Origin of the sequence: Ferrovibrio sp. (assembly GCF_041906005.1) — a bacterium.
Classification (GTDB): Bacteria; Pseudomonadota; Alphaproteobacteria; order Ferrovibrionales; family Ferrovibrionaceae; genus Ferrovibrio.
Window position 1 is genome coordinate 2804666 of record NZ_JAYRJY010000001.1, and the last position, 19323, is coordinate 2823988.

Consider the following 19323-nt stretch of genomic DNA (forward strand, 5'->3'; position numbering starts at 1 on the left):
GTTCACGGTAAGCCCGCGGCTGACCTGAAGGAGAACCGTACCCGTTTGGACCTGCTGGGTCAGGTCATTGCCACAATGCGCGCCAACCGTACTTGGTTGAAGGCGGATGCCATCGTCCTACCCGGCGGCTTCCTCCGCCTGCGCCGACCTATCGGGCACCTGCCGGCGCCGGAGCGCGCTCTGTCCATTGCCGTAGATCCGACGATCAAGGCTGCGCAGGCATTGCTGGCAACCCTCCAGGAGACCTCGCCGGGCTGCCTGCTGATCACTGGTGTACTCGCCGATCCCTCGGATGCACGACAGCGGGTCGAGCAGGTCTGTGTAGCGCTGTCGGCATCAAAGGTGGTCGGCATGGCCCGCAAGATATTCCCGACGCGCGGTGAGAGCAGAGGCCGGAAGTGTACCACCCCGAATGTTGAGGACTACCGTAGCCGAGAACGACTGGTGACTCTGCCGAGCGGCCACAAGGTGCTGCTATCGGCTTGCTATGACTTGTTCGGCCTCAGCGAAACGACAGATGACCCGTCGATGCGCTACCACGCCATCCGCCGCTTGCGGTCGGGAAGTCAGATCCTCGGCATGGGAGAACCAGGCTTCCGAAACCTGCGGCGTCAATGCCTTCAGAATTGGGCGGACATGCTGAAGGCTGAGGCTCCGCCAGTAGCGATAGCCACGATCCACGGATTTGAGCGGCCTGGCCTGGACGGCTTCTGGCAGCGGCATGGTATTGCGGCAGCGTCGGCCTCACTGAATGGCGGACTAGCTGTTGGTGCAGCGCATTTCGAGGACTGGCTGCCCGAGCCCGGGCAATCGACGCTCGCATCGAATGGCGTTCCTAAGCGACACCTCACTGCTGGAACCGGCCGCAAGGCGCACCGTCTGGCACCCAAGGACAGCTTCAGCATCGAACAGAAAGGCGAACAACTGGCGCTCGTCCGGCTGTTCGAGGCGGTGCCCGCTATCAATCAACCAGTCAAGAGAAGGAAACGGTGAATGGCATTCTCGGAGAACTTACTCATGGTACTCAACAACTCAGCCAGTCGCGTCACCCGCATTCGGAATCTGAATGATCATTTTCGTCGCACGATGCTCGGCGGAAAGTATGTGCTTACCTTGGGCATCCGGATGCTCGGAAGCGACGCTGTAGCTGAAGTGCTGCGCAAGGTGCGGACCTTTGACGAATTCAATGTCGCCAACGATCCCCATCACGAGCACGACTTCGGAAGTTTCATGCACGATGGCCAGAAAATCTTCTGGAAGATCGACACCTACGACAAGAACCTAGAGTTCCACTCATCCGATCCGTCAGATCCGTACAAAACGATGCGGATACTGACGATCATGCTGGCGGAGGAATATTGAGGTGAGCCATGATTGAAGAAACGCCAACCAAGAAGCGCCTTCTTACGCTGGCTGAATTTACTGCAATCTATGGCCCTTGCCGTGCGTCAATCTACCGAATGTTCCATAGCGGTGATCTGCAAGGCACCAAATGGTTTGGACGCACATTAATTAGAATGGAAGAGGCTGAGCGTTGGGCAGCCAGTCTGCCCGCCTTCGTGCCGATGAATCAGCGCAGCTCCAAAGGCAAGTAAGGTGCAGTGGAAATTTAGCGGCCTTTGCGCGGCTTTGCTTTCACTAATGCGGCATTAATTTCGGCAAGATCCTCGGCTGACGCGACCTGTTCGCCTCGAAGAATTTTACGAACACGGCCAATCAGTTCCTCCTGCCGCACTTCTTCAGCCGTCAGCTTTCGCGGAGCGACCCAGTCAAATAGGTCAAGGAAGCTCGTCCCCAGAGCGTCTGCAATTTCAAACGCAGTAGAGATGCGGGTGGACGTGGTGCCGGTCTCGATCTTAGAGACCGTATCGTCTGCCTTGCCGATCTTTTCCGCCAACTCGCTTTGGCTAATGCCGCGCTCGATGCGGAGTGCCTTTAGACGCTGTCCGAACAGACGATTCCGGGTGCTCTGATTCATGCCCGGAATTTCCCGCCGGGCTCGGGGTAATACCACAAGGTTAAATGGCGGAAATCTCATTGACCATCTAGAAATCCGCCGTAAGAATAAGGATGCGTAGGTAGACAGCCTGCTCAGCCGGATTCTAATGCCGAATCACTCAGGGGACATCGGCGCCCCAAAACTGCAAAACCCAGTCATTGAGGAACCCATATGTGGGACACACGCTCAGAACCGCCCCGCCGGGCGGCAGTACGCTTGCGCCTTCAGTCCAAGCTGATCTGCCTCGTAGCGATGCCGGTTTGCCTCGCAGTGCCGGCATGGTCGCAGCCTATCGGCACTGATCCAGCCGACGAACTGTGCGCCAAGCCGGGTGTACTTCAGACCGCGCAGGAGATTGCGCAGAAGTTCTACCGAACCGAAACGCTAGACGGCGACGATGTAGCCGAGGCCCTCACTCAAGCCTTCAATGCCTTCTTTAAGCAGCGTGGGGCTACCAAGAGTTGGATGTTGGCCCACGATACGGACATGCGGCTCTTCCTGGGGGATAACCCGGGCCTTCGCAGCGAGGTCATCCAGGCTGCGCAAAAGCCGGCAGCCACCATTGGTTGGATCAGGGGTTACGGCCGGGCCAAGACCGGCGACGACTTTCGGTGCCGTGCCGAACTGATCCTCGATCTGGAATTGCCGGCCGGGGACCGCACGGTCCAAGGGCCTGGTGGCGCCAAGCTCACCATTCCGGCCCACACGGTCGAGGCCGAGATACGTCGGCCTATCATCATCACCGAGACCTTCGACCGCTTTGGCAAGGGTGTGATGAACATCGATGGCCTGGATGGCCGGCGCTAACACCGCAGAAGGGGGAAATATCATGAAGCGCAACATCCTGATTGTGGCGGCACTTGCTGGCCTCCTGACCGCCTGTCAGACCACAACACCACAGCAGAAAGTGACCTATCCGACCGCTTCCATGCCGGGCATGAGCGAACCAGTCGATATCGCGGGCGAGCTATTCAAACCTGACGGCGATGGGCCGTTTCCGGCCGTGATCGTCCTGCATGGCAGCGGCGGTATCTCGGAGCACTATCGGGGCTGGGCCCGCAAGCTGGTGTCCTGGGGCTATGTCGCCCTGATGACCGACAGCTTCGGTCCCCGCGGCTATGGCAGCATCATGACCAGCACACCATCCGTGATGCCGCAGAAGCGGGTATCGGACGTGATCGGGGCGGCCGAGTGGCTGTCCAAGCAGCCTTATGTGGCCAAGGGTCGGATCGGCACCATCGGCTTCTCGCATGGTGGGTGGACGACCATGAAGCTGGTCCAGGCCGACATGCATGCCAAGGAATACGGCATCAAGGCTTCGGTGGCCTATTACCCGCTCTGCGATGTCCGCACCGAGGGCAGGGTCGATATTCCGGTCTTGATCTTGATTGGCGAAAAGGACGACTGGACGCCGGCCTTCCGCTGTCAGGAGTTGGTCGCCAGTCCGAACCTCCGTCGCAAGGATCTGGTGGACCTCGTCGTCTACCCGAACGTCTACCATTCCTTCGACGAATACATCCCCAAGCCTGTGACAGTTATGGGGACCAGTGTCGGCGGTAAGACCGAGCCCAAGCATCTGGAGATGAACCCAGCGGCTGCAGCGGATGCCGAGAAACGTACCAAAGCGTTCTTCGACCGCCTTCTGAAGAATTGAGGCCGGCTATGCGAACCTGGCTTCAAGCATTGGTGGCTCCGGCAATCCTGGTCTGCCTATCGGCGGCGGTCTTGGCTGCAGAACCCGTCAGTGATCTATTGGGCGGGGAGACCGGCAAACTTCTGTTCACGGCCAAGACCCCGACCAGTTATTCCGGTCTGGCCAAGGGGCAGCTCCAAGCACAGACCATCTCCGGAGACCTGCTGCTTCCATCCAACATCACCGGTCGCGTTCCGGCTGTCGTGATCGCGCATGGCAGCGGCGGGGTATCGGACAAGGATTACGAATGGGCCAAACTGTTCCTCGCGCAGGGCTGGGCCGCCTTTGTGGTCGATAGCTTTACGCAGCGGAATATCGGCAAGACCCGCGACAACCAGGGGCAGTTGAGCTACGCCGTGGGTATCGCGGACAGCTTGTCGGCCCTGCAACTCCTGGCAACTCATCCGAGGGTCGATTCTAAGCGGATCGCCGTGACTGGATTTTCAAGGGGTGGCTCGGCGGCGCTCTACGCCGTGCATGACATCTTCCGCAAGGCTGTCATCCTCAGCGACCTGAAGTTTGCCGCTCACGTAGCCCTCTATCCCGGCTGCTTGGTCTGGTCGGAGAAACAGACCGGCGCGCCAGTCCGTATCTACATGGGTGATCAGGACGACTACCAAACGCCGGAAACCTGCGGCCGGTATGTTGAACTGATGCGCTCACGCGGTACAGACGCTCTCCTAACGGTCTATCCCGGCGCTAAGCACGGTTTCGACAACAGTTCGACCTCGGTATCCGTGGCGCCTCGGGCGGAGCAGTGGCGGGACTGCGGGCACCGCTACAATATCGACAACCAGACCTTCTGGCGGCCGGACACGAGCGAAACTCGCCCTGCATCCGAGATCGCGGCTTACGAAGCAAGCTGCAAGCGGTTAGGTGCATCCTTTGGTGGCAATCGCAAGGCGAGGGAGGGTGCCATGAGTGCGTCAGTGGCCTTTTTGATCGAGGTCTTTCGCTAATGGTGCGCCAATCGGATTGTGAATGGCGAATGTCCACAGGAATGCATGAATGTCTGCGAGTGGTTTTGCAGTGCGGTTTTAAAGAAACCGTGTCGTCCGATAAATTTATTGGTTGATTTATAACGGGAGACGGGAAGCGAACCTTGGAAGTATCTAGGTTTGATATGTAGAGGAGCGACTTCGGCTGCCTCATTGGTGGCGCTGCGGGCCTCTCCCAGCCGGCCCTGGGCACAAACCGTTCCACCGATCATTGAATCAGTAAGATCGCCTTCATCGGGGTTGCTCCGGCCAAACGAGCTATAGAGCGGCGGGCTGAAGCAACAATGCTGTGTGGATCCGCCTAGTGCCGACCTGCATCAAAGTGTCTGGGCAACTCGATAGCAACCCGAATCGTAGCGAATCGGCGGGCCGAGAATCCCGGTCGGGTTTGGATCGACGAAGCAACTCACATTCTGACAAAGAAATGAGCGCCCGCGCGATTCAGCGAAAAAAGCTCAGTAAGTCTATGTTTTACCGTTTAGTGGGGAGATATGCCGTCAATTTTCATCGCCCGGAGGAGGCGTCAAACGTTCCTCACCGATCTGGAAGCAGGACCTGCATTAGGCTATGTTCGCCGACAGAAAGTGATTCATAAGCTAGTGCAGTTGAGGGTCATGCGGGCAAATCTCAAAGCAGAAGCCGACCAAAAGGCAATTTTCCAGGAAATTAGAAACTTCCTGGCCGGGCGGATGCTTGGGGCCACACGGGATAGGGCGTTGCTAGAAGAGGTTATGAAGTGCCTCTTCACTAAGAAACAGTTGCTTCTTAAGCAGGTCAAGTTGCGCCATGAAAGCGATGAAATTGCTTTGGCAAAAGCTTACCGCGACCATTTCAAACCGATTCCTGGAATTTTTGACGACCATGAACAGATCCTTTTGGATCCAGCGGCTATACGATTCATAGATGCGAAGCTTTCTGCAATTGACTTGTTTGCGTCAGATCGCGATCCAGTGGGGGATCTATACGAAACGTTCGTTGGTGCCTCCATCCGCGGTTCAGAGGGGCAATTCTTCACCCCGCAAAATGCAGGCCGTTGGCTAGTAGACGCGGTCGATCCCTCTTCAGGAGAGCTGATCATTGATCCCGCGTGCGGGGCTGGCGGCTTCCTAGTTTGGGCCGCTCAGAATGTGCCGAAAGCACTAAAGCTGTACGGCATCGAAAAAGACAGTTATCTGGCGTCTTTAGCCCGAGCCAGAACCGCGATACTCGGCGAATCGGCTAAAATATTCTGTGCGAACTCACTTTCTTTTGAGTCGGAAAGTCGCGGCTTAAAGCCGAAAGATTTACTAGAGGCATTCGACGTCGTCCTTGCCAATCCGCCCTTTGGCAAGAATATCCAAAGCATTAGTGAGACAATGCAACTCGGTTTTGCGCTGGGCCATAAATGGAAACACCATAAGGCCGAAGGATATATGAAGACTCCGGAGCCGGCTTCAAAAGTCCCTCCGCAGGTTCTTTTCGTCGAACGTATCTTATCCCTCCTGAAGAAGGGGGGGCGTGCGGGAGTTGTCCTGCCAGAAAGTTTGCTGAGTAGTAGGTCGTATGGCCACGTAGTGCAGTATATACGCAGCCAATCGGCAGTTCGTGCGGTTGTGGGGATGCCGGAGGCATTATTTAAGTCGTCCGGGAAAGGTGGAACTCACACCAAGACGTGTTTGCTTGTAATCGAGAAGGGCAAGAAACAATCACACTTCTTTATGGCAGAGGCGAAGTGGTGCGGCCATGACTCGCGAGGCCGTCCGATCCCTAAAGACGATCTTCCGCTAATTGCTGACGATTATATTGCCTTCCTAAAGGGGAGGGCTGGTAAACTCGGATACAAAGCGCCGGCGGAGGCTCTGCACGAAAACATCTTATCGCCGCGCTACCATGAACCAACCGCGGCAAGAGTAACTCACCATCTTACAAAAACGCATGAACTTGTGTCGGTGGGAGAGCTTTTAAAAGAAGGTGTTCTCGCGATCACCACCGGAAATGAGGTGGGAAAACTAGCTTACGGCACTGGCCCCATACCATTCGTGCGGACATCCGATATTTCTGGCTGGGAAATTAAGATTGATCCCAAACACTGTGTTTCAGAAGAGCTATACGAAAGCCTTCGGCAGGCGCAGGACGTGCGTCGGAATGATGTTCTTATGGTGCGCGACGGCACATACCTCATTGGGAGTTGCGCAATCGTCAGTGAGTATGATGAGCGTATCGTATATCAAAGCCACATCTACAAAATACGATGCGTGAAGCCAGAGGTTCTGTCCCCGTATCTTCTGCTAGCGACGCTTTCTTCGGAGCCGGTGCAGAAACAAATTAAAGCTAAAACCTTCACTCAAGACATCATTGACTCGCTCGGAAACAGGGTGACGGAGCTGGTGCTGCCTCTGCCTAAGAATCCGGAGGCGAGGAAAGCAATTGAGAAGCTCGTAAAGAAGGTCGTAGCGGACCGCGTAGAAGCTCGAGAGCTTGCTCGACAGGCGAAGATGCTGGTTGTGGATTCGCAATTTGAGGGAAACATCACGCCTCTTCAGCGTTTAGAATCCCCTCATTCTCAGGCTCAACAGTCGGTTCACCGGCAATATGGATCTCCTCGAGCTCGAAGTAGCGCCCGATGAGTTTGAGGAAATAAATACGCGCTTCTCGAAGCGTCATATCCCCCTGGATCAGATTGCTTCTAAATGTGCGCCATCCGATGTTGTCGGGTACGTGCCTCGGATGAATCCGCGGATTCTCATGGCCGATATGAAAGCCCGAGTGGCCGTGGGTCGGATTCAACCCCTCATTCACTAGATCTAGAAAGTTGAACTTCTCGAGCAGTAGCTTGTCCCGATAACTTCCAGGAATGATGGGATGACCAAGGTAATGGGTCTCCATGATTGCTCGAAACTCGTCTGGAAGGGCAGGCGCATTGTCAAAGCAGAATATCTGGGCTCCCAGTTTGACGAAGATGATTTTGCAGTGGTGCTCTGTGGCGAACTGTGGATGATCTTCAGTTCGGCTCCATCGGGTATCGCGGTTTGTGGCATAAATTCCCGTCAATTTGCGTCCAGTTCTCAAAGCCCTGGTCGCCATCGCGTCAACGGTTTTGCTGGGTATACCAGCATTCCGTAATAGCCGACGCATTTGCTTGAAATGCTCGTTCACATCGTCAATGGATGGATAGATTGGCACCGAATTCCCCTTAACCCAGCCTGTCCTGAAGGAACTTACAACGCTGGCTTTGTCTCTTCCAACGAGCCCGCGCATTTCCGTGCGCTGGTGCCGTCCTTTTGGCTTTTCAAATTCCCGCGTCGCCGCTGCATCAATCAATCGCGGGAGATTTGTGGGTACATTCGTGGGTAGAGTGCTCCGCGTGAAACACAGCGGAATGATTTCAACTACTTGGAGCTGGAAGTGGCGGAGAGGGTGGGATTCGGCCTCTGTACCGCTACCGCATTGAGATATTTAGGCTTTTGTCTCAATAGGCAAGGACAATGTAGCCCAAATACGTAGCCCAAAACAAGCCCCACCGCTGGCCCGCACCACCTCACTGGCGGTCTCTGCGGAGTCAGCCCATAGGCGGCATGCTAAAATCCAACGCATGATAGCGGCTTCCGAGTCGCGGCGATGGAGAGACAGCATGACGACGCAGTTCCTTTTAACGCCCCGTGCCGAATTGTTCGACCACCCGAGCCGGAAGCGGACCACCTATATTGGCCCTTGCCGAGTTATTGCGTCCGACGAGCGGGCTGCCCGGTTGTACGCAACGCTGGCTTTCGGGATCGCTAGCGACCGCCCCGGCGTGCCCTCACCGTGGATGGATCGGACCTTTGTGGAATGCTCAGTGATAACTTGGGAACCGGACGCGCAGCGAGAGGGACTTGTCATACCCTCTGAGGATTCTGGCCGCCCTCACTACATGGCTATAGGGCCACAGCAGGGCGAAGTTTGGCCGCACTGAGGGAGAAACAAATATGCCTTTCTTACACGGCAAAACAATTAAAGGCTGGGGGGTCTTCAAAGATGCCCCATGGCACTTTGTAGGAAAATACGCGGACAGGGCTCAAGCTGAGGCGAAGGCTCACGAGATGGGTTCTGAGTATCAGGTACGGCTTGGTGAAAACCAGGAAGGTACCGATAACTTCATTTTTTCTGAGTCGTAGTAGTCGCGCACTTAGGCCAATGAGCATACTTAACGAGATTCAAGCCGCCGTCATGGACCCAGCGGCTAATTTAAGCTCCGCCCTGCTCAAGCTCCGCTTTCTGGCTTCACGGCTTGGAAGCGAGCCACTGGCTGACTGGGTGAAGCATGAAACAGAGGGTTATCCAGAGGGCGTAAGCGTTCCTGATTATCGAATTATCGGCGTGACCTACAGAGCCACATTTTCTGGCCCGCTTGGGTCGGGTATCAAGAATGCTCCGATCCCGTCATATTTGATCGCAAAGTATGCTGGCGAAAATTGGCTTCGTCATGAGGTAAGGGGAAGCGTCGCCGCTGTCGAACAGCTTGTCTCCAATACTAGCGGAAGCCTTGGGATCGACGCATCAAACCTAATATTGCTTTTGCAGGGCAATGTTTATGAAGAGTTAGCGTGCAACTCTGTCACAGGAAATATATCACGTACCGATATGTCCGAGATTCTTCAATCTGTGCGAAGTCGCGTACTGGAGCTAACCCTAGAGCTAGAAAAAGCCGTTCCTCAGGCTGTAGAAGTGGCGGTGGCAAGTCCCGCGCTCAAAAATGTGGATACCAAACAAGTGTCGAAAATTATCAATCAGACCGTTTACGGCAATCTCATGCATGTCAACGCTTCTGATAACGCGACAGTCAATTTCAACATCAATCAAGGCGATGCCTCTGCCTTAATTAAAGAGCTTGTGAATGTCGGGATACCGCAGAATGCCGCTGAAGAATTCGCAGAGATTGTAGCTAGCGAGAAGCCTCAAAACGAAGGGCAGCCCCTCGGCACGAAAGCTGTTGAATGGATCGGCAAGAACCTTAGCAAGGCGGCAAACGGGACTTGGAAGATCGGCCTATCTGTTTTTGCCAAAGTGCTGGAAGAAGCGGCTATGCGATACTATGGGTTCAAGTAAGGCCAATATAGCGCTTTGGTCTTCTTCATAGTGGATGGGCGCTATAGCTTGGTCTGACTTATCATACGGAATTGCATGCAGAGGCGGAATACCAGCCACCATACATAGAATGCTTGTGTCCCGTTAAATTCGTTATCGTCCATCAAGCCGTGGCATAACCGGTTTCGCCCGTTCCACGATGCCTTCTCTAGCAGAAGAGACTGCATCTCTACAGCCATGTCATTGCCAAGGATTTCAATCACGTCATTTGATTGAAGAAGCGTACCTAGAAACAGGTATTGCTCGGTGCCGTCAACAGGATCAACTGCTGTCACGGGCTTACCTTGTACGCCAAGAAGCGTGCGGATCGAGTTTTCAATCTGCGGAATTAGCAAATGGCACGCAACGAGCAAGTTGCCGTTTAAGCCAGCAAGTAAGCCCTCCTTGAATATCTGTTCCCGGTCATAGGGGACGAATTTGGTATTTCTTACCAAGTCGTCTATGTCGTCAGGGGCGATGCTATGTTCCTCAAGAATCTTGCTCAGCATTGGCCCAATGACCCCCATAACGCGTATGTTTCTGTCGTTGATAGAGTCTCTGAAGACGCGATGCCTAATCGCTATCGAGTTGTCGTCTTCATCAGAAGAATAGCCGGGCGCAACGGCGGAAGTTCGGCCATGTTTATCAAGATACGTAGCGGAAAATAAGCGAGAAAGAATGCTCTTATTATCTGCGCTTACTGCTGCCTCTAGAAGTGTCTCATAGTTCGTTACAGAGGCCGACAATAGCAACCTAATCGCCTCGCGCTTTGTCTTTCCTTGCACAATGGACAGAGAGCTATTAACCAGCTTCTCAAGGTCCATGGGAATTTTAATCTTTTGCATGGACTTCAAGATTTCAGGACCGAGGCTATCGGCCTTGACTTGCAACACGGCAATTTTCTCTCGCTGGCCACCGGCTTTGTGAAGTTCCTTGATGGCCTCTTTTAGCCAATTTTGCTTCTGAAGAGGGTGTGGCTGCGTATCAACGTGTGCCGCGTAGCTGTCAGCCCATCGAACGCGAGCATATTGCTCCTTGGCTACGTCGTTATCTAATTGAGCAATGCGGACTAGATTTCGGATATGCGCCCACTCCTGCTCATATCTCCCCGCTGCGTGTGCAGTTTGTCTTGCCGCCTCGGTAATATTCCAGAGGCGGTTACGCTCCCCCATTTTTAGGTCAAGCATTAGACCAACAATGCTTGTGCTAAGAAATAGTGGGTCCGTGTCGGCCAGCTTATCGAGCAGGCCAAATAAATGGCTTTCTACTGCCTGGATGTGGCTATTTTTCCTGCCAAGCAGAACCGAGATTTGAGCGGCCCTTGCGTAGCTGTCAAAGCATTCGGGCCATTCCTCGGGATTGTAAGCAGCATCTCCTGCCTGCAAGTAGCTTTCGACAGCTTTTGCCCCGGCTTTCCCTTTTAATCGGCCATCGCCAGCAATCCACACGGCATCTGCGGCCCGTGCGCTCAGCCATGGTATTGACGAGATTTCGGAGAGGTTAACTAAGAAGTCAATATCGGCATTTGTAAGCCAGCCTTCTACAATACCAAGCTTGATGCTTTTCTCTGCCTCTTCCCTAGTGCGCTCTCTCCCAAGTCGCGCAGTACAGATGCGATGAAGCATCCCCCATGCGGCGGCAACCGAAGTTCCGACACTAGCATTTTCCTGTTTATGGAATTGCCATTCGTACGCCAACAGGGAGGCGTCTGTTATCCCCGCGAGAAACACAGCATCGACTTCTGGAATATTTGGATAGGCAACGCTCAAGCTACCGTTCCCTGAATTCAGTGCTTACAAAGCGATACATAAGATCGGGCAAGCAAGAATTACAAAGTGGGTTTTCCCAAAATCCTACGGGTTGTCGGCGCGTGCCCGGCTTTAGGACGCGAACAGATTAATCTACGCAGGAGCAATGCGGTCAACAACTGTCTTCGGTATTCAGCCAATTACTATTAATATGCAGACTACGATAATAGGAGAATCGCATTGTCTACCGAAGACGCTTTGCGAGACTTGAAGGACATTAACAGCGGTAAGCGCCCGTTGATCGTGACCAAGGGCGTTAGCGACATTATCAACAACCCGTCTCACTACACACAAGGCGGGATTGAAGTCCGCGAGTTTCTGGAAGCAAACGGAATCGCGGAAGACTTTTATGTGGGTAATATAATCAAGTACCTCATTCGCTATCGCTATAAAGCGGGCCTTGTCGATCTGCGGAAGGCGCTGCGCTACTGCGAAATGCTGGTTGAAATGAAGCTACGCATTGATAAGGAAAATGCGGAACGTGCAGGGACAGCAACAACAAGCTGAACACGATGGCTACGATCAAGCAGGGTGGCGGAAGACACCTTACTTCTTTCCTATCGTTTTCTATGAGCCTCACTGCTCACCAAAGTCCCAACAACAATAACAACAAGGGTCTTTAACCCTTTTTTGAAACCGCCTTTTCCGAGACCTACCGGGGGTCTGAAAACTGCGCCGGGACTCCTAGACCCTCTTCAGCCGCTTCATAAGTTCCGCGCCGTCCAGCGCCAGCCGCAGCAACACTCTCGACTTGCCGTCAGGGCCTACATACAGGTCTGCAACCATGTCATTGCGTGGCAACTGTTCATTTAGATAGGCCGTGAACGCCTGTAGGAAGCGCTGGCGCATCCCCGCATCTTCAGGGTTGCTGACGAAGCGCTTTGCCCATTCGTCGGGTGCTATTCCTTCTTCCTGAATTACGCAATCCCAGCCTAAGGCCACGACAGCGCTAGCTAAATGTGCCTTGCGGGGGTCATAGACCAGCTTCCCATCTTTCTCGGTCATTGCGCTAAGCGCGTCGCTTGGGCGCTTTATGGCCTTCCTGCGGCGGGGTCTAGCTTCAACACTAATCTTGCCGCTTGCTCTCTTGATGGTTGGCATTGCCGAACGTCTCCAATCTGGCTGTTGGGGTGGGCTTCAATTTCCCTATTGCGCTTCTGGGTGGCATGTTCCATAAATTGCAACCAACATAGCAATATATGGAACGAGCGGGCGAAAGATGGCTACAGGGCGTTTCGTGGCTTATTACCGGGTCTCAACCGAGAGACAGGGCCGCTCCGGCCTCGGGCTGGAAGCCCAACAGAAAGCTGTTGCCGATTATCTGAACGGGGGCCGGTGGAAGCTGGTAGCCGAGTTTACCGAGGTAGAGAGCGGCAAACGCAAAGACCGTCCCAAACTGGCTGAAGCCTTGGCTGCCTGCCGCGCATACGGGGCTACTCTCGTGATCGCCAAGCTAGACCGCCTCGCCCGCAACGTGGCCTTCGTCTCCAATCTCATGGAGAGCGGCGTTGATTTCGTAGCCGTAGACTTTCCTCAGGCTAACAAGCTTACCGTTCATATTCTGGCTGCCGTGGCGGAGCATGAACGCGAGATGATTTCCCAGCGCACCCGCGACGCTCTAGCCGCAGCGAAAGCCCGGAAGGTGAAGCTCGGGGGTAAGCGGCATAACTCCGCAACCATTCATAAGGCAGGCGTTCCAAAGAGCGTGGCGGTTCGCGCCGAAAAAGCGGCGGCGTTTGCGGCCAACATCGCCCCTATCATCGCCACGATCAGAGCGGAAGGCGCGGATACGGTCAGGGCCATTGCTGACGCGCTGAACCAACGCGGCGTGCCTACTCGCAGGGGCGGGCTTTGGGGGCCATCACAAGTTCAGAGGCTGCTCACGCGAAACACCTAGTGAGACAAACGCCTACCTGATTGCAGAGGCGCAGCCCTGCTTAATCAAACTTAAAGTAAATCAAAGAATTCACTGTGCAATTTAAAGAATGCAGTAATTTTATTACTCCACAATTGTCAACTATTTTCTTGAATAAGCCATTGTATTCTTTGATTTTTATTTGCTTCAAAAGTAAATCGAATCTGCTGTAGCGTCCTTCGCGTTTATCGCAGGAGGACCGCAAAATGGCGAAGACACACAGACAGGCGAAGCGGAAGCCCGGTAATCGAGGGATGCAGAAGCTCAATGAGCTAGCGCGCTTCTTCGATGCAATCCGATACGAGAGCTTCGTACCGATGGTAGATGCAGCAGACCCATCTAAAGCCATGTGGGTTTTCAGCTATCAGCCGACCAATGAAAGCGGGCTTATCGGTCTGTCGGACGCCCGTATGCGCTCTCTAACATTGATGACCAAGGCCGAAGCACAGGCCGTTTGCTCCCGTCTACAAGCCGCTATCCGAGCGTCTTCATCTGCGGTGGCTGCGCCCCAGAGCGGTGGTTGATTGAGTCAACCCAGACACAACAATTGGTATGTCGCGGTCTGAAATAACAACAAGATATAGCGTAGTTGGTTCTGCCTATGAACAAGGCTTTTAAGAGCAGTTTGGATGCTGAGACAGCGAACGCCCTGCTAACCACAGGTCTGAAGTCTGCAATGCATATGACCCTGTTAGGCCATCCCGTCTCTGCCGCTAGCATGGCGTTTGTAGAGGCTGTTGCCGATCTACTGCTGACGCAGGAGCAAGGGCAAAGACGCGACAGAGGCAAGCAGCTACCAAAATTCAAAGCAACTATCAGCGCCATAGTCATTGATCTTCTCAACGCGGCTGCCCGCCGTGTGATAGTTCCGCAAATTTCAGGCGTTGTCGTCCCTGAAGCACTGACATACGGCTGGGCTTATCACGGCCGACACACCGAATATTTCAGAAATGCAGACCACGACGTTTCAAAGCGCTTGTTCGCGGACTGTATAGACGACTTTGAACGGGCGGGCCTTCTGGAACGTGAGAAGGGCATATCGTTTCAGAGCAAATTAACGGGCAGCGATGGCAAGAAATACGAGACGCACAAAGCGACCCGTTATCGCGCCACCGACGCTCTAGCCAAGCTTGCCGAGGCTCATGGAATTAGCTCGGGCGGCTACAGGACGCACTTCAAATACGATCTGCCTAGAACGGTGATCGAGTTAAGGGAGCCGTCTGAATGGAAAGATCAACCTAACGGCAGCCGGAAGAAGGAGAAAGGCAAGCGGATACGTCTCGCGCCGACGCCTGAAGTCGAGGCATTGAGCCAACCTATCAAAGAACTGAACGCCTTCCTGTCGGCCGTGAAGATTGAGGGTGGGCTTCACTGGGCCTTTAGGCGCATATTTAATGATGGCGACAAAAGCAAACCAGCTTTCAATAAAGGCGGTCGCCTCTATTCCTCTGGCCCCGACAGCTACCAGCAAGACAGCAAGGAAACGCGGCGTAGCATCACGTTTGACGGGCAGCCAACATGCGAAATTGACATTCGGTCAAGTTTTCTCACGCTCATTTATGGGCTCTGTAGGCATCATTGCTTGGATGAAGAGGGGTATTCGCTGGGCAATCCCCATGAAGAAGACCTCTACAGCCTACCCGATACCGAAAGCCGAAGCGTTGGAAAGGCATGGTTCACTATTGCTATCGGACTGCATAGCATGCCTGTGAAATGGAGCGCTGCCCGCGTCAAAGACTATCGGGAAGAGACTGGCGGCAACCTTAAGAAATACCGAGTGGCCGAAGTAGCCGAAAAGATGCTGAGCAAGCATCCCGTCATCGGGTATTGGCTAAGCCAGACGGACAGAAACTCGAAAGACCTTCAATTCATAGAAAGCAATATCATCTTGAACACCATGCTTCGCTTGAAGCGGAGTTACGGCATTCCGGCATTACCTGTTCACGACAGCCTGATTGTGAAGACACAGGATGCCGAGGTTGCGGCAGGGGTGCTGAAAGCCGAGTTTGAATGTATGGCTGATATCATTCCCTGCCTCAGCCTTTCCAAGGGGACTTCGGTCGGGTTTGAAATTGACCGGGTAAGGCCGCTACGAACCCAAGAACAGGAAGCCCTGCTAGACGCAGCAAACTTCTGAAAGCATGGCCCCTGCCCCCCAGACCCCCCAATTTTATGGGCATTACGCGGGGGTTTGGTTCCTTGGTCATTACCCCTTGCTCATTTACGGGTATAGCAGGAGCATAGAAGCATAACACTCCCCAGATATGCAGTCGGTCTAGACAGCCCCTGTATCTGAGCACAATTAGCGCCCCGACGCCCAATCGCCCCTAAGCCCGTTTTCTGACTCCCTGAGTCCATCTATGGCCTTTCCGCTACCCACCCAGCCGACAGTGCGCTATAGGCGCTGTAGGGCGAAATAAACGCCCCTCAGGGGCATTCCGATAACGGGTTGTCCGAGGGGCTGTCTCGATGCTGGGGGGCATCCGAATGGCTGATCCGGTCACGACTGCCGTAACCATCCTGCAAATGCTTCAGCAGGTGATGGCTTACCTGCCAGCCCAGCCAACGCCAGAGCAGGCCGACAGGGCTAGGGCCTCACTGTCTCAAGCTCGTAGCATTGCAGACGTTGGGGCCTCGATTCTAGGCTGTTACCACCGGACAGGCCGTTTCCGGTCGGTAGACGTGCTTGAGGTTCCTTGGCAGCGGGGCCAGCAATACAACGCCAAGACCTCCGCCCTGCTGCGCATAGACTGGAACGGGGCGCTGACCCAAGCCCCATATGTCATGATTGTTGGAATAGCCGAACGGGATGGCATGGTAATAACCGCCATCCAGACCGATAACGCGATGGTTCCCCCGAGCGCGAAATGCCCCTTGGCGCAATGGACCAAGGCCAACTAGACCTAGCCCCGTTCCTTCATAGCGAGGGGTAAACTATAAGCCCCTATATCTGGTATGTTTAGTGGGCTGGCTAGCACAGGCTGACTGGTAGCTTGAGGGGCAAACTGGCGCTGTCATGGCTCAGCCTGTCGGTTTCTTGGTCTCGGCCGCATACAGGTGAGATAAATCCAAACCGTCATAGCGTATCTTGGCTATTTCCGCCGCAAGGACTGCCAAGGGATACCCTTCAGAGCCGTAGTTTTTGCCTTCACCACTGCCGCTGCTTCGATGACCTTGCAGGGCGTCAAGGATAGGTTCAGCTAAAAGGGCGGCTCTGCCAGCATCCTTGAAGGTGTGGCGAAAAGAATGGAACACCAACCGTTTGTCGGCAATGCCGTGCTTTCGTGCGTACCGACCCCACCACTGCGACCATGCCGCTGTCAGATGAGAACGCTCAGACTTCAGGTCTGGGAATAGCCGCTTGTCACCGGCCTTGCGCCTCTCTGCCACATAAGTCAGGAAGCCAAGGCGGATCAGTTCGGGGTGGACCGGAATCCTCCGGCGGGAGCTATTGCGTTTTAGCTTCTTGCCTTCTTCTACGACACGCAGGTCGAGAAATGAAATGCCAGCTTCTTCCTTGCAATCTGCAACAGAACACTGGCCTAGTTCTTCAAGGCGGGCACCCATGAACAGCGCGAGTAGGGGAAGCCACTTTGCGGCTTCACCGCCGCCGCCTTTCGGTCGTTCACCGCTAACGAACACGGGGAAACTGAAAATCGCCTTTAAATGGCTAATGCCATAAGACAGGCGAGTGTCTTTCTGTACTTCGCCTATCGCGACCTTCACCCCCGAGGCAGGGTTACTGTCGATGATAGCATTTCTAACGGCATAGCCCAGGATTGCGCTAATAGCCCCTAGTGCCTTGTCGTTTATAGTCGAGTGCGCCAGTTTACGAATCGAGGGATTGTCTGCGGTGGCTTCCAGAATTTGCGGCACGGTCATTTTAGCCAGACTGCCGGAAAGGCGCGCCGGGAATCGTATCATCGCTTCTTTAAATGCGACCACATGCCGCTTCGTGATCTTGGTCACGGGCATGTCTCCATGCAACTCGATAAAGCGGCGCACAGAGGCATAGAAGTCCTTGGCAGTCTTATCGGGCGGTTTACGTTCCAGTTTCCACCTCTCGTAGACGACAGAGAGACGGTCGCTATCTTCGTCCGGCGCGGTGGTCAGCGCTGTGAAGCGGCTAGGCGCAGGCGGGGTATCTACAGCTTCGCCCTTGTGGCGCTTCACCATCATTTCGGCGGCGCGAACACCCGCCTTAAGCACGGCGAATGAAAGGCGACGATAGGCGTCGGACTGCTTGTTCAGCTTTACGCCTTCGCGAAGCAATAGTTCTTCGACTTCATCGTCTATAACCGCCGTCTTACCCCTAGCGAGCGCCGCTTTCCACACCTCGCCAATGAAGGTGTTCGCTTCCATTTTTTCAAATTCACGGTCAGTCAGGCCGGGCTCTTCGCGGTCCATGCTGTCATCAAGCCCTTCACGGCGGGCTTCTTCATCTTCCGCCATTACATCGTGCAGCCATATAGCCGTCAGCCGCTCAATCTCGTTATCCGAAAGCGTTGCGAGAGGTTTGGAATCGCGTAGGAGGCGCTTTTCGGCAAACTCTTGCTCTAGCCGCGTTAACTCTACGGGCAGCTTGCGTTTTGCTTCGGCAAGATCAGCAGACAGATAGCGCTTGATAACGGGCTTTGGGTACTCGTTCACCAAGTCTTTGGGAACGCGTTTCTGCAAGTAATGGCCATTCCCATTGGACGCCATATAGGAGATAGGCATCGGCTTCATGCCTCAATTGTAGCCCAATCATGTAGCCCAATCGAGACTTCAGAAGCCCTTGTATCTCTTACTTTACTTGGAAAACTGGCATTTTATGGAGCGGTGGCGGAGAGGGTGGGATTCGAACCCACGGTACGCTTGCACGCACAACGGTTTTCGAGACCGCCCCGATCGACCACTCTGGCACCTCTCCGCATAGGTTCCGGTCGGGCGCGCGGCCTGGCCGGGGGTCGAAAGCGGCGCGGACCTTAACCGAAGCCGCTCGCCCCCGCAAGGCTTCGCCCGGCCGCCATAAAGCCGGAAAAGCCGAAGGCCACTCAAGCAGTTACCCAGCCCTGCAGGCTGGTCTTGTCATTGCCCCGGGCTTGGCGGAGACTGCTGCCGTGGCGCCGGTGGAAACCACCCGTGGAGTCCGTCCGGCCCCGGCATCGGGAGAGCGCATGGGTACCGGCCGTAACAGCCTCGCCGCCCGCAGCGATTTCGCCAGCCCCGCCAGTCGCGCATGGCCATGCGGACTGGCCCTTCCGGCCAGATTCGGCCTTTCCGCTTTCAGTGCTCATCGACCGCCCCGCCTGTGGTTTTGCCTGCCCGGGAACCGGAGGCCAGGGCAGGAGGTTGCGTAACGCGCGGGTTATCCAACACAAAAAACGGAGGAAACCACCATGATCGTTGCGACAATACTAAAGGACAAGACGGGCGGCGTGATCAGCGCCCGGCCTGAAGACAGCATTGAAAGCGTCTGCCAGTTGCTGGCCGACAAGGGCATCGGCGCCGTGCTGGTGCAGCGGCCCGATGGCGGCATCGCCGGTATTTTGTCGGAACGCGATATCGTGCGTGGCCTGGCCATGATCGGCACCGATCTGTTGCAGCAGAGCGCCGACACCATCATGACCCGGAACGTGATGGTCTGCTCCAGCCGCGACACCCTGGACGACATCATGCATCTGATGACCAAGCGGCGGATCCGCCACCTGCCGGTGGTGGATAACGGCCGCCTGATCGGCATGATCTCCATCGGCGACGTGGTCAAGCGCCGCATCGCCGAGACCGAAATGGAGGCCGAGGCCCTGCGGCAATACATCGCCACGGGCTGAGACCTGTCCTATATA

General features: G+C 54.9%; 19 protein-coding genes and 1 tRNA gene. 14 read left to right on the top strand and 6 right to left on the bottom strand.

What is annotated here, in order from left to right:
• The first annotated feature begins 45 nt into the window (after positions 1–45).
• From ACE3OO_RS13715 to ACE3OO_RS13725, 3 genes are read left to right on the top strand one after another with little or no spacing between them, the layout of a single operon-like run.
• Entirely contained in the window at positions 46–993 is a 948-nt protein-coding gene (locus tag ACE3OO_RS13715) for a hypothetical protein (protein WP_374303806.1), read from the top strand.
• A gap of 24 nt (positions 994–1017) precedes the next feature.
• Positions 1018–1362: a DUF3768 domain-containing protein gene (locus ACE3OO_RS13720; RefSeq protein WP_374303808.1), complete on the top strand. Its 345-nt coding sequence runs from the start codon at positions 1018–1020 to the stop codon at positions 1360–1362.
• A gap of 8 nt (positions 1363–1370) precedes the next feature.
• Positions 1371–1595: a DNA-binding protein gene (locus tag ACE3OO_RS13725; protein WP_374303809.1), complete on the top strand. Its 225-nt coding sequence runs from the start codon at positions 1371–1373 to the stop codon at positions 1593–1595.
• A gap of 14 nt (positions 1596–1609) precedes the next feature.
• Here the strand turns inward: ACE3OO_RS13725 and ACE3OO_RS13730 are convergent, their stop codons facing one another.
• Entirely contained in the window at positions 1610–1978 is a 369-nt protein-coding gene (locus ACE3OO_RS13730; RefSeq protein ID WP_374303811.1) for a helix-turn-helix transcriptional regulator, read from the bottom strand.
• Positions 1979–2215: 237 nt separating this feature from the next.
• On the opposite strand from ACE3OO_RS13730, the gene ACE3OO_RS13735 reads away from it, so the two are divergent.
• The 4 genes from ACE3OO_RS13735 (at position 2216) to ACE3OO_RS13750 (ending at position 7296) form a co-directional block, all read left to right on the top strand.
• Positions 2216–2806, top strand: coding sequence for a hypothetical protein (locus tag ACE3OO_RS13735; RefSeq protein ID WP_374303813.1), 591 nt, complete (start codon positions 2216–2218; stop codon positions 2804–2806).
• 22 nt (positions 2807–2828) lie between these two features.
• Complete coding sequence (locus tag ACE3OO_RS13740; protein WP_374303815.1) at positions 2829–3653, top strand: dienelactone hydrolase family protein; 825 nt, start codon at positions 2829–2831, stop codon at positions 3651–3653.
• Positions 3654–3724: 71 nt separating this feature from the next.
• Entirely contained in the window at positions 3725–4651 is a 927-nt protein-coding gene (locus ACE3OO_RS13745; RefSeq protein ID WP_374303817.1) for a dienelactone hydrolase family protein, read from the top strand.
• Positions 4652–5181: 530 nt separating this feature from the next.
• Complete coding sequence (locus tag ACE3OO_RS13750; RefSeq protein WP_374303819.1) at positions 5182–7296, top strand: N-6 DNA methylase; 2115 nt, start codon at positions 5182–5184, stop codon at positions 7294–7296.
• Here ACE3OO_RS13750 and ACE3OO_RS13755 read toward each other — a convergent pair.
• A complete protein-coding gene (locus ACE3OO_RS13755) occupies positions 7199–7990 on the bottom strand; it encodes a hypothetical protein (protein WP_374303821.1) in 792 nt (263 codons plus the stop codon). The two genes, ACE3OO_RS13750 and ACE3OO_RS13755, sit on opposite strands and share 98 nt — an antisense overlap.
• An 852-nt stretch (positions 7991–8842) precedes the next feature.
• Here ACE3OO_RS13755 and ACE3OO_RS13760 point away from each other — a divergent pair.
• Positions 8843–9754, top strand: coding sequence for a hypothetical protein (locus ACE3OO_RS13760; RefSeq protein WP_374303823.1), 912 nt, complete (start codon positions 8843–8845; stop codon positions 9752–9754).
• A gap of 41 nt (positions 9755–9795) precedes the next feature.
• On the opposite strand, the gene ACE3OO_RS13765 is transcribed toward ACE3OO_RS13760, so the two are convergent.
• Positions 9796–11541: a DUF4209 domain-containing protein gene (locus ACE3OO_RS13765; protein WP_374303825.1), complete on the bottom strand. Its 1746-nt coding sequence runs from the start codon at positions 11539–11541 to the stop codon at positions 9796–9798.
• 219 nt (positions 11542–11760) lie between these two features.
• Here ACE3OO_RS13765 and ACE3OO_RS13770 point away from each other — a divergent pair, with 219 nt between their 5' ends.
• On the top strand, positions 11761–12087 hold the full coding sequence (locus tag ACE3OO_RS13770; protein ID WP_374303827.1) for a DUF3310 domain-containing protein: 327 nt from the start codon (positions 11761–11763) through the stop codon (positions 12085–12087).
• Positions 12088–12264: 177 nt separating this feature from the next.
• Here ACE3OO_RS13770 and ACE3OO_RS13775 read toward each other — a convergent pair whose 3' ends face one another.
• On the bottom strand, positions 12265–12585 hold the full coding sequence (locus ACE3OO_RS13775) for a hypothetical protein (protein ID WP_374303829.1): 321 nt from the start codon (positions 12583–12585) through the stop codon (positions 12265–12267).
• Between the two features lie 214 nt (positions 12586–12799).
• Between ACE3OO_RS13775 and ACE3OO_RS13780 the strand changes: the two genes are divergently transcribed.
• The 4 genes from ACE3OO_RS13780 to ACE3OO_RS13795 all read left to right on the top strand — a co-directional run bounded on the left by ACE3OO_RS13780 (position 12800) and on the right by ACE3OO_RS13795 (position 16396).
• Positions 12800–13477 (top strand): recombinase family protein, encoded by a 678-nt coding sequence (locus ACE3OO_RS13780; protein ID WP_374303831.1) that lies wholly within the window; start codon positions 12800–12802, stop codon positions 13475–13477.
• A 224-nt stretch (positions 13478–13701) separates the two neighbouring features.
• Positions 13702–14019, top strand: a complete 318-nt coding sequence (locus ACE3OO_RS13785) for a hypothetical protein (protein ID WP_374303834.1) — start codon at positions 13702–13704, stop codon at positions 14017–14019.
• 77 nt (positions 14020–14096) lie between these two features.
• The gene (locus ACE3OO_RS13790; RefSeq protein ID WP_374303836.1) at positions 14097–15632 is read left to right on the top strand and encodes a hypothetical protein; all 1536 of its coding nucleotides are present in this window, start codon (positions 14097–14099) and stop codon (positions 15630–15632) included.
• A 350-nt stretch (positions 15633–15982) separates the two neighbouring features.
• Complete coding sequence (locus ACE3OO_RS13795) at positions 15983–16396, top strand: hypothetical protein (protein WP_374303839.1); 414 nt, start codon at positions 15983–15985, stop codon at positions 16394–16396.
• 120 nt (positions 16397–16516) lie between these two features.
• On the opposite strand, the gene ACE3OO_RS13800 is transcribed toward ACE3OO_RS13795, so the two are convergent.
• Positions 16517–18223 (bottom strand): DUF6538 domain-containing protein, encoded by a 1707-nt coding sequence (locus tag ACE3OO_RS13800; RefSeq protein ID WP_374303842.1) that lies wholly within the window; start codon positions 18221–18223, stop codon positions 16517–16519.
• Positions 18224–18317: 94 nt separating this feature from the next.
• A tRNA-Ser gene (locus tag ACE3OO_RS13805) sits at positions 18318–18407 on the bottom strand.
• 469 nt (positions 18408–18876) lie between these two features.
• Here ACE3OO_RS13805 and ACE3OO_RS13810 point away from each other — a divergent pair.
• Positions 18877–19308 (top strand): CBS domain-containing protein, encoded by a 432-nt coding sequence (locus ACE3OO_RS13810; protein WP_374303844.1) that lies wholly within the window; start codon positions 18877–18879, stop codon positions 19306–19308.
• The last annotated feature ends 15 nt before the right edge of the window (positions 19309–19323 follow it).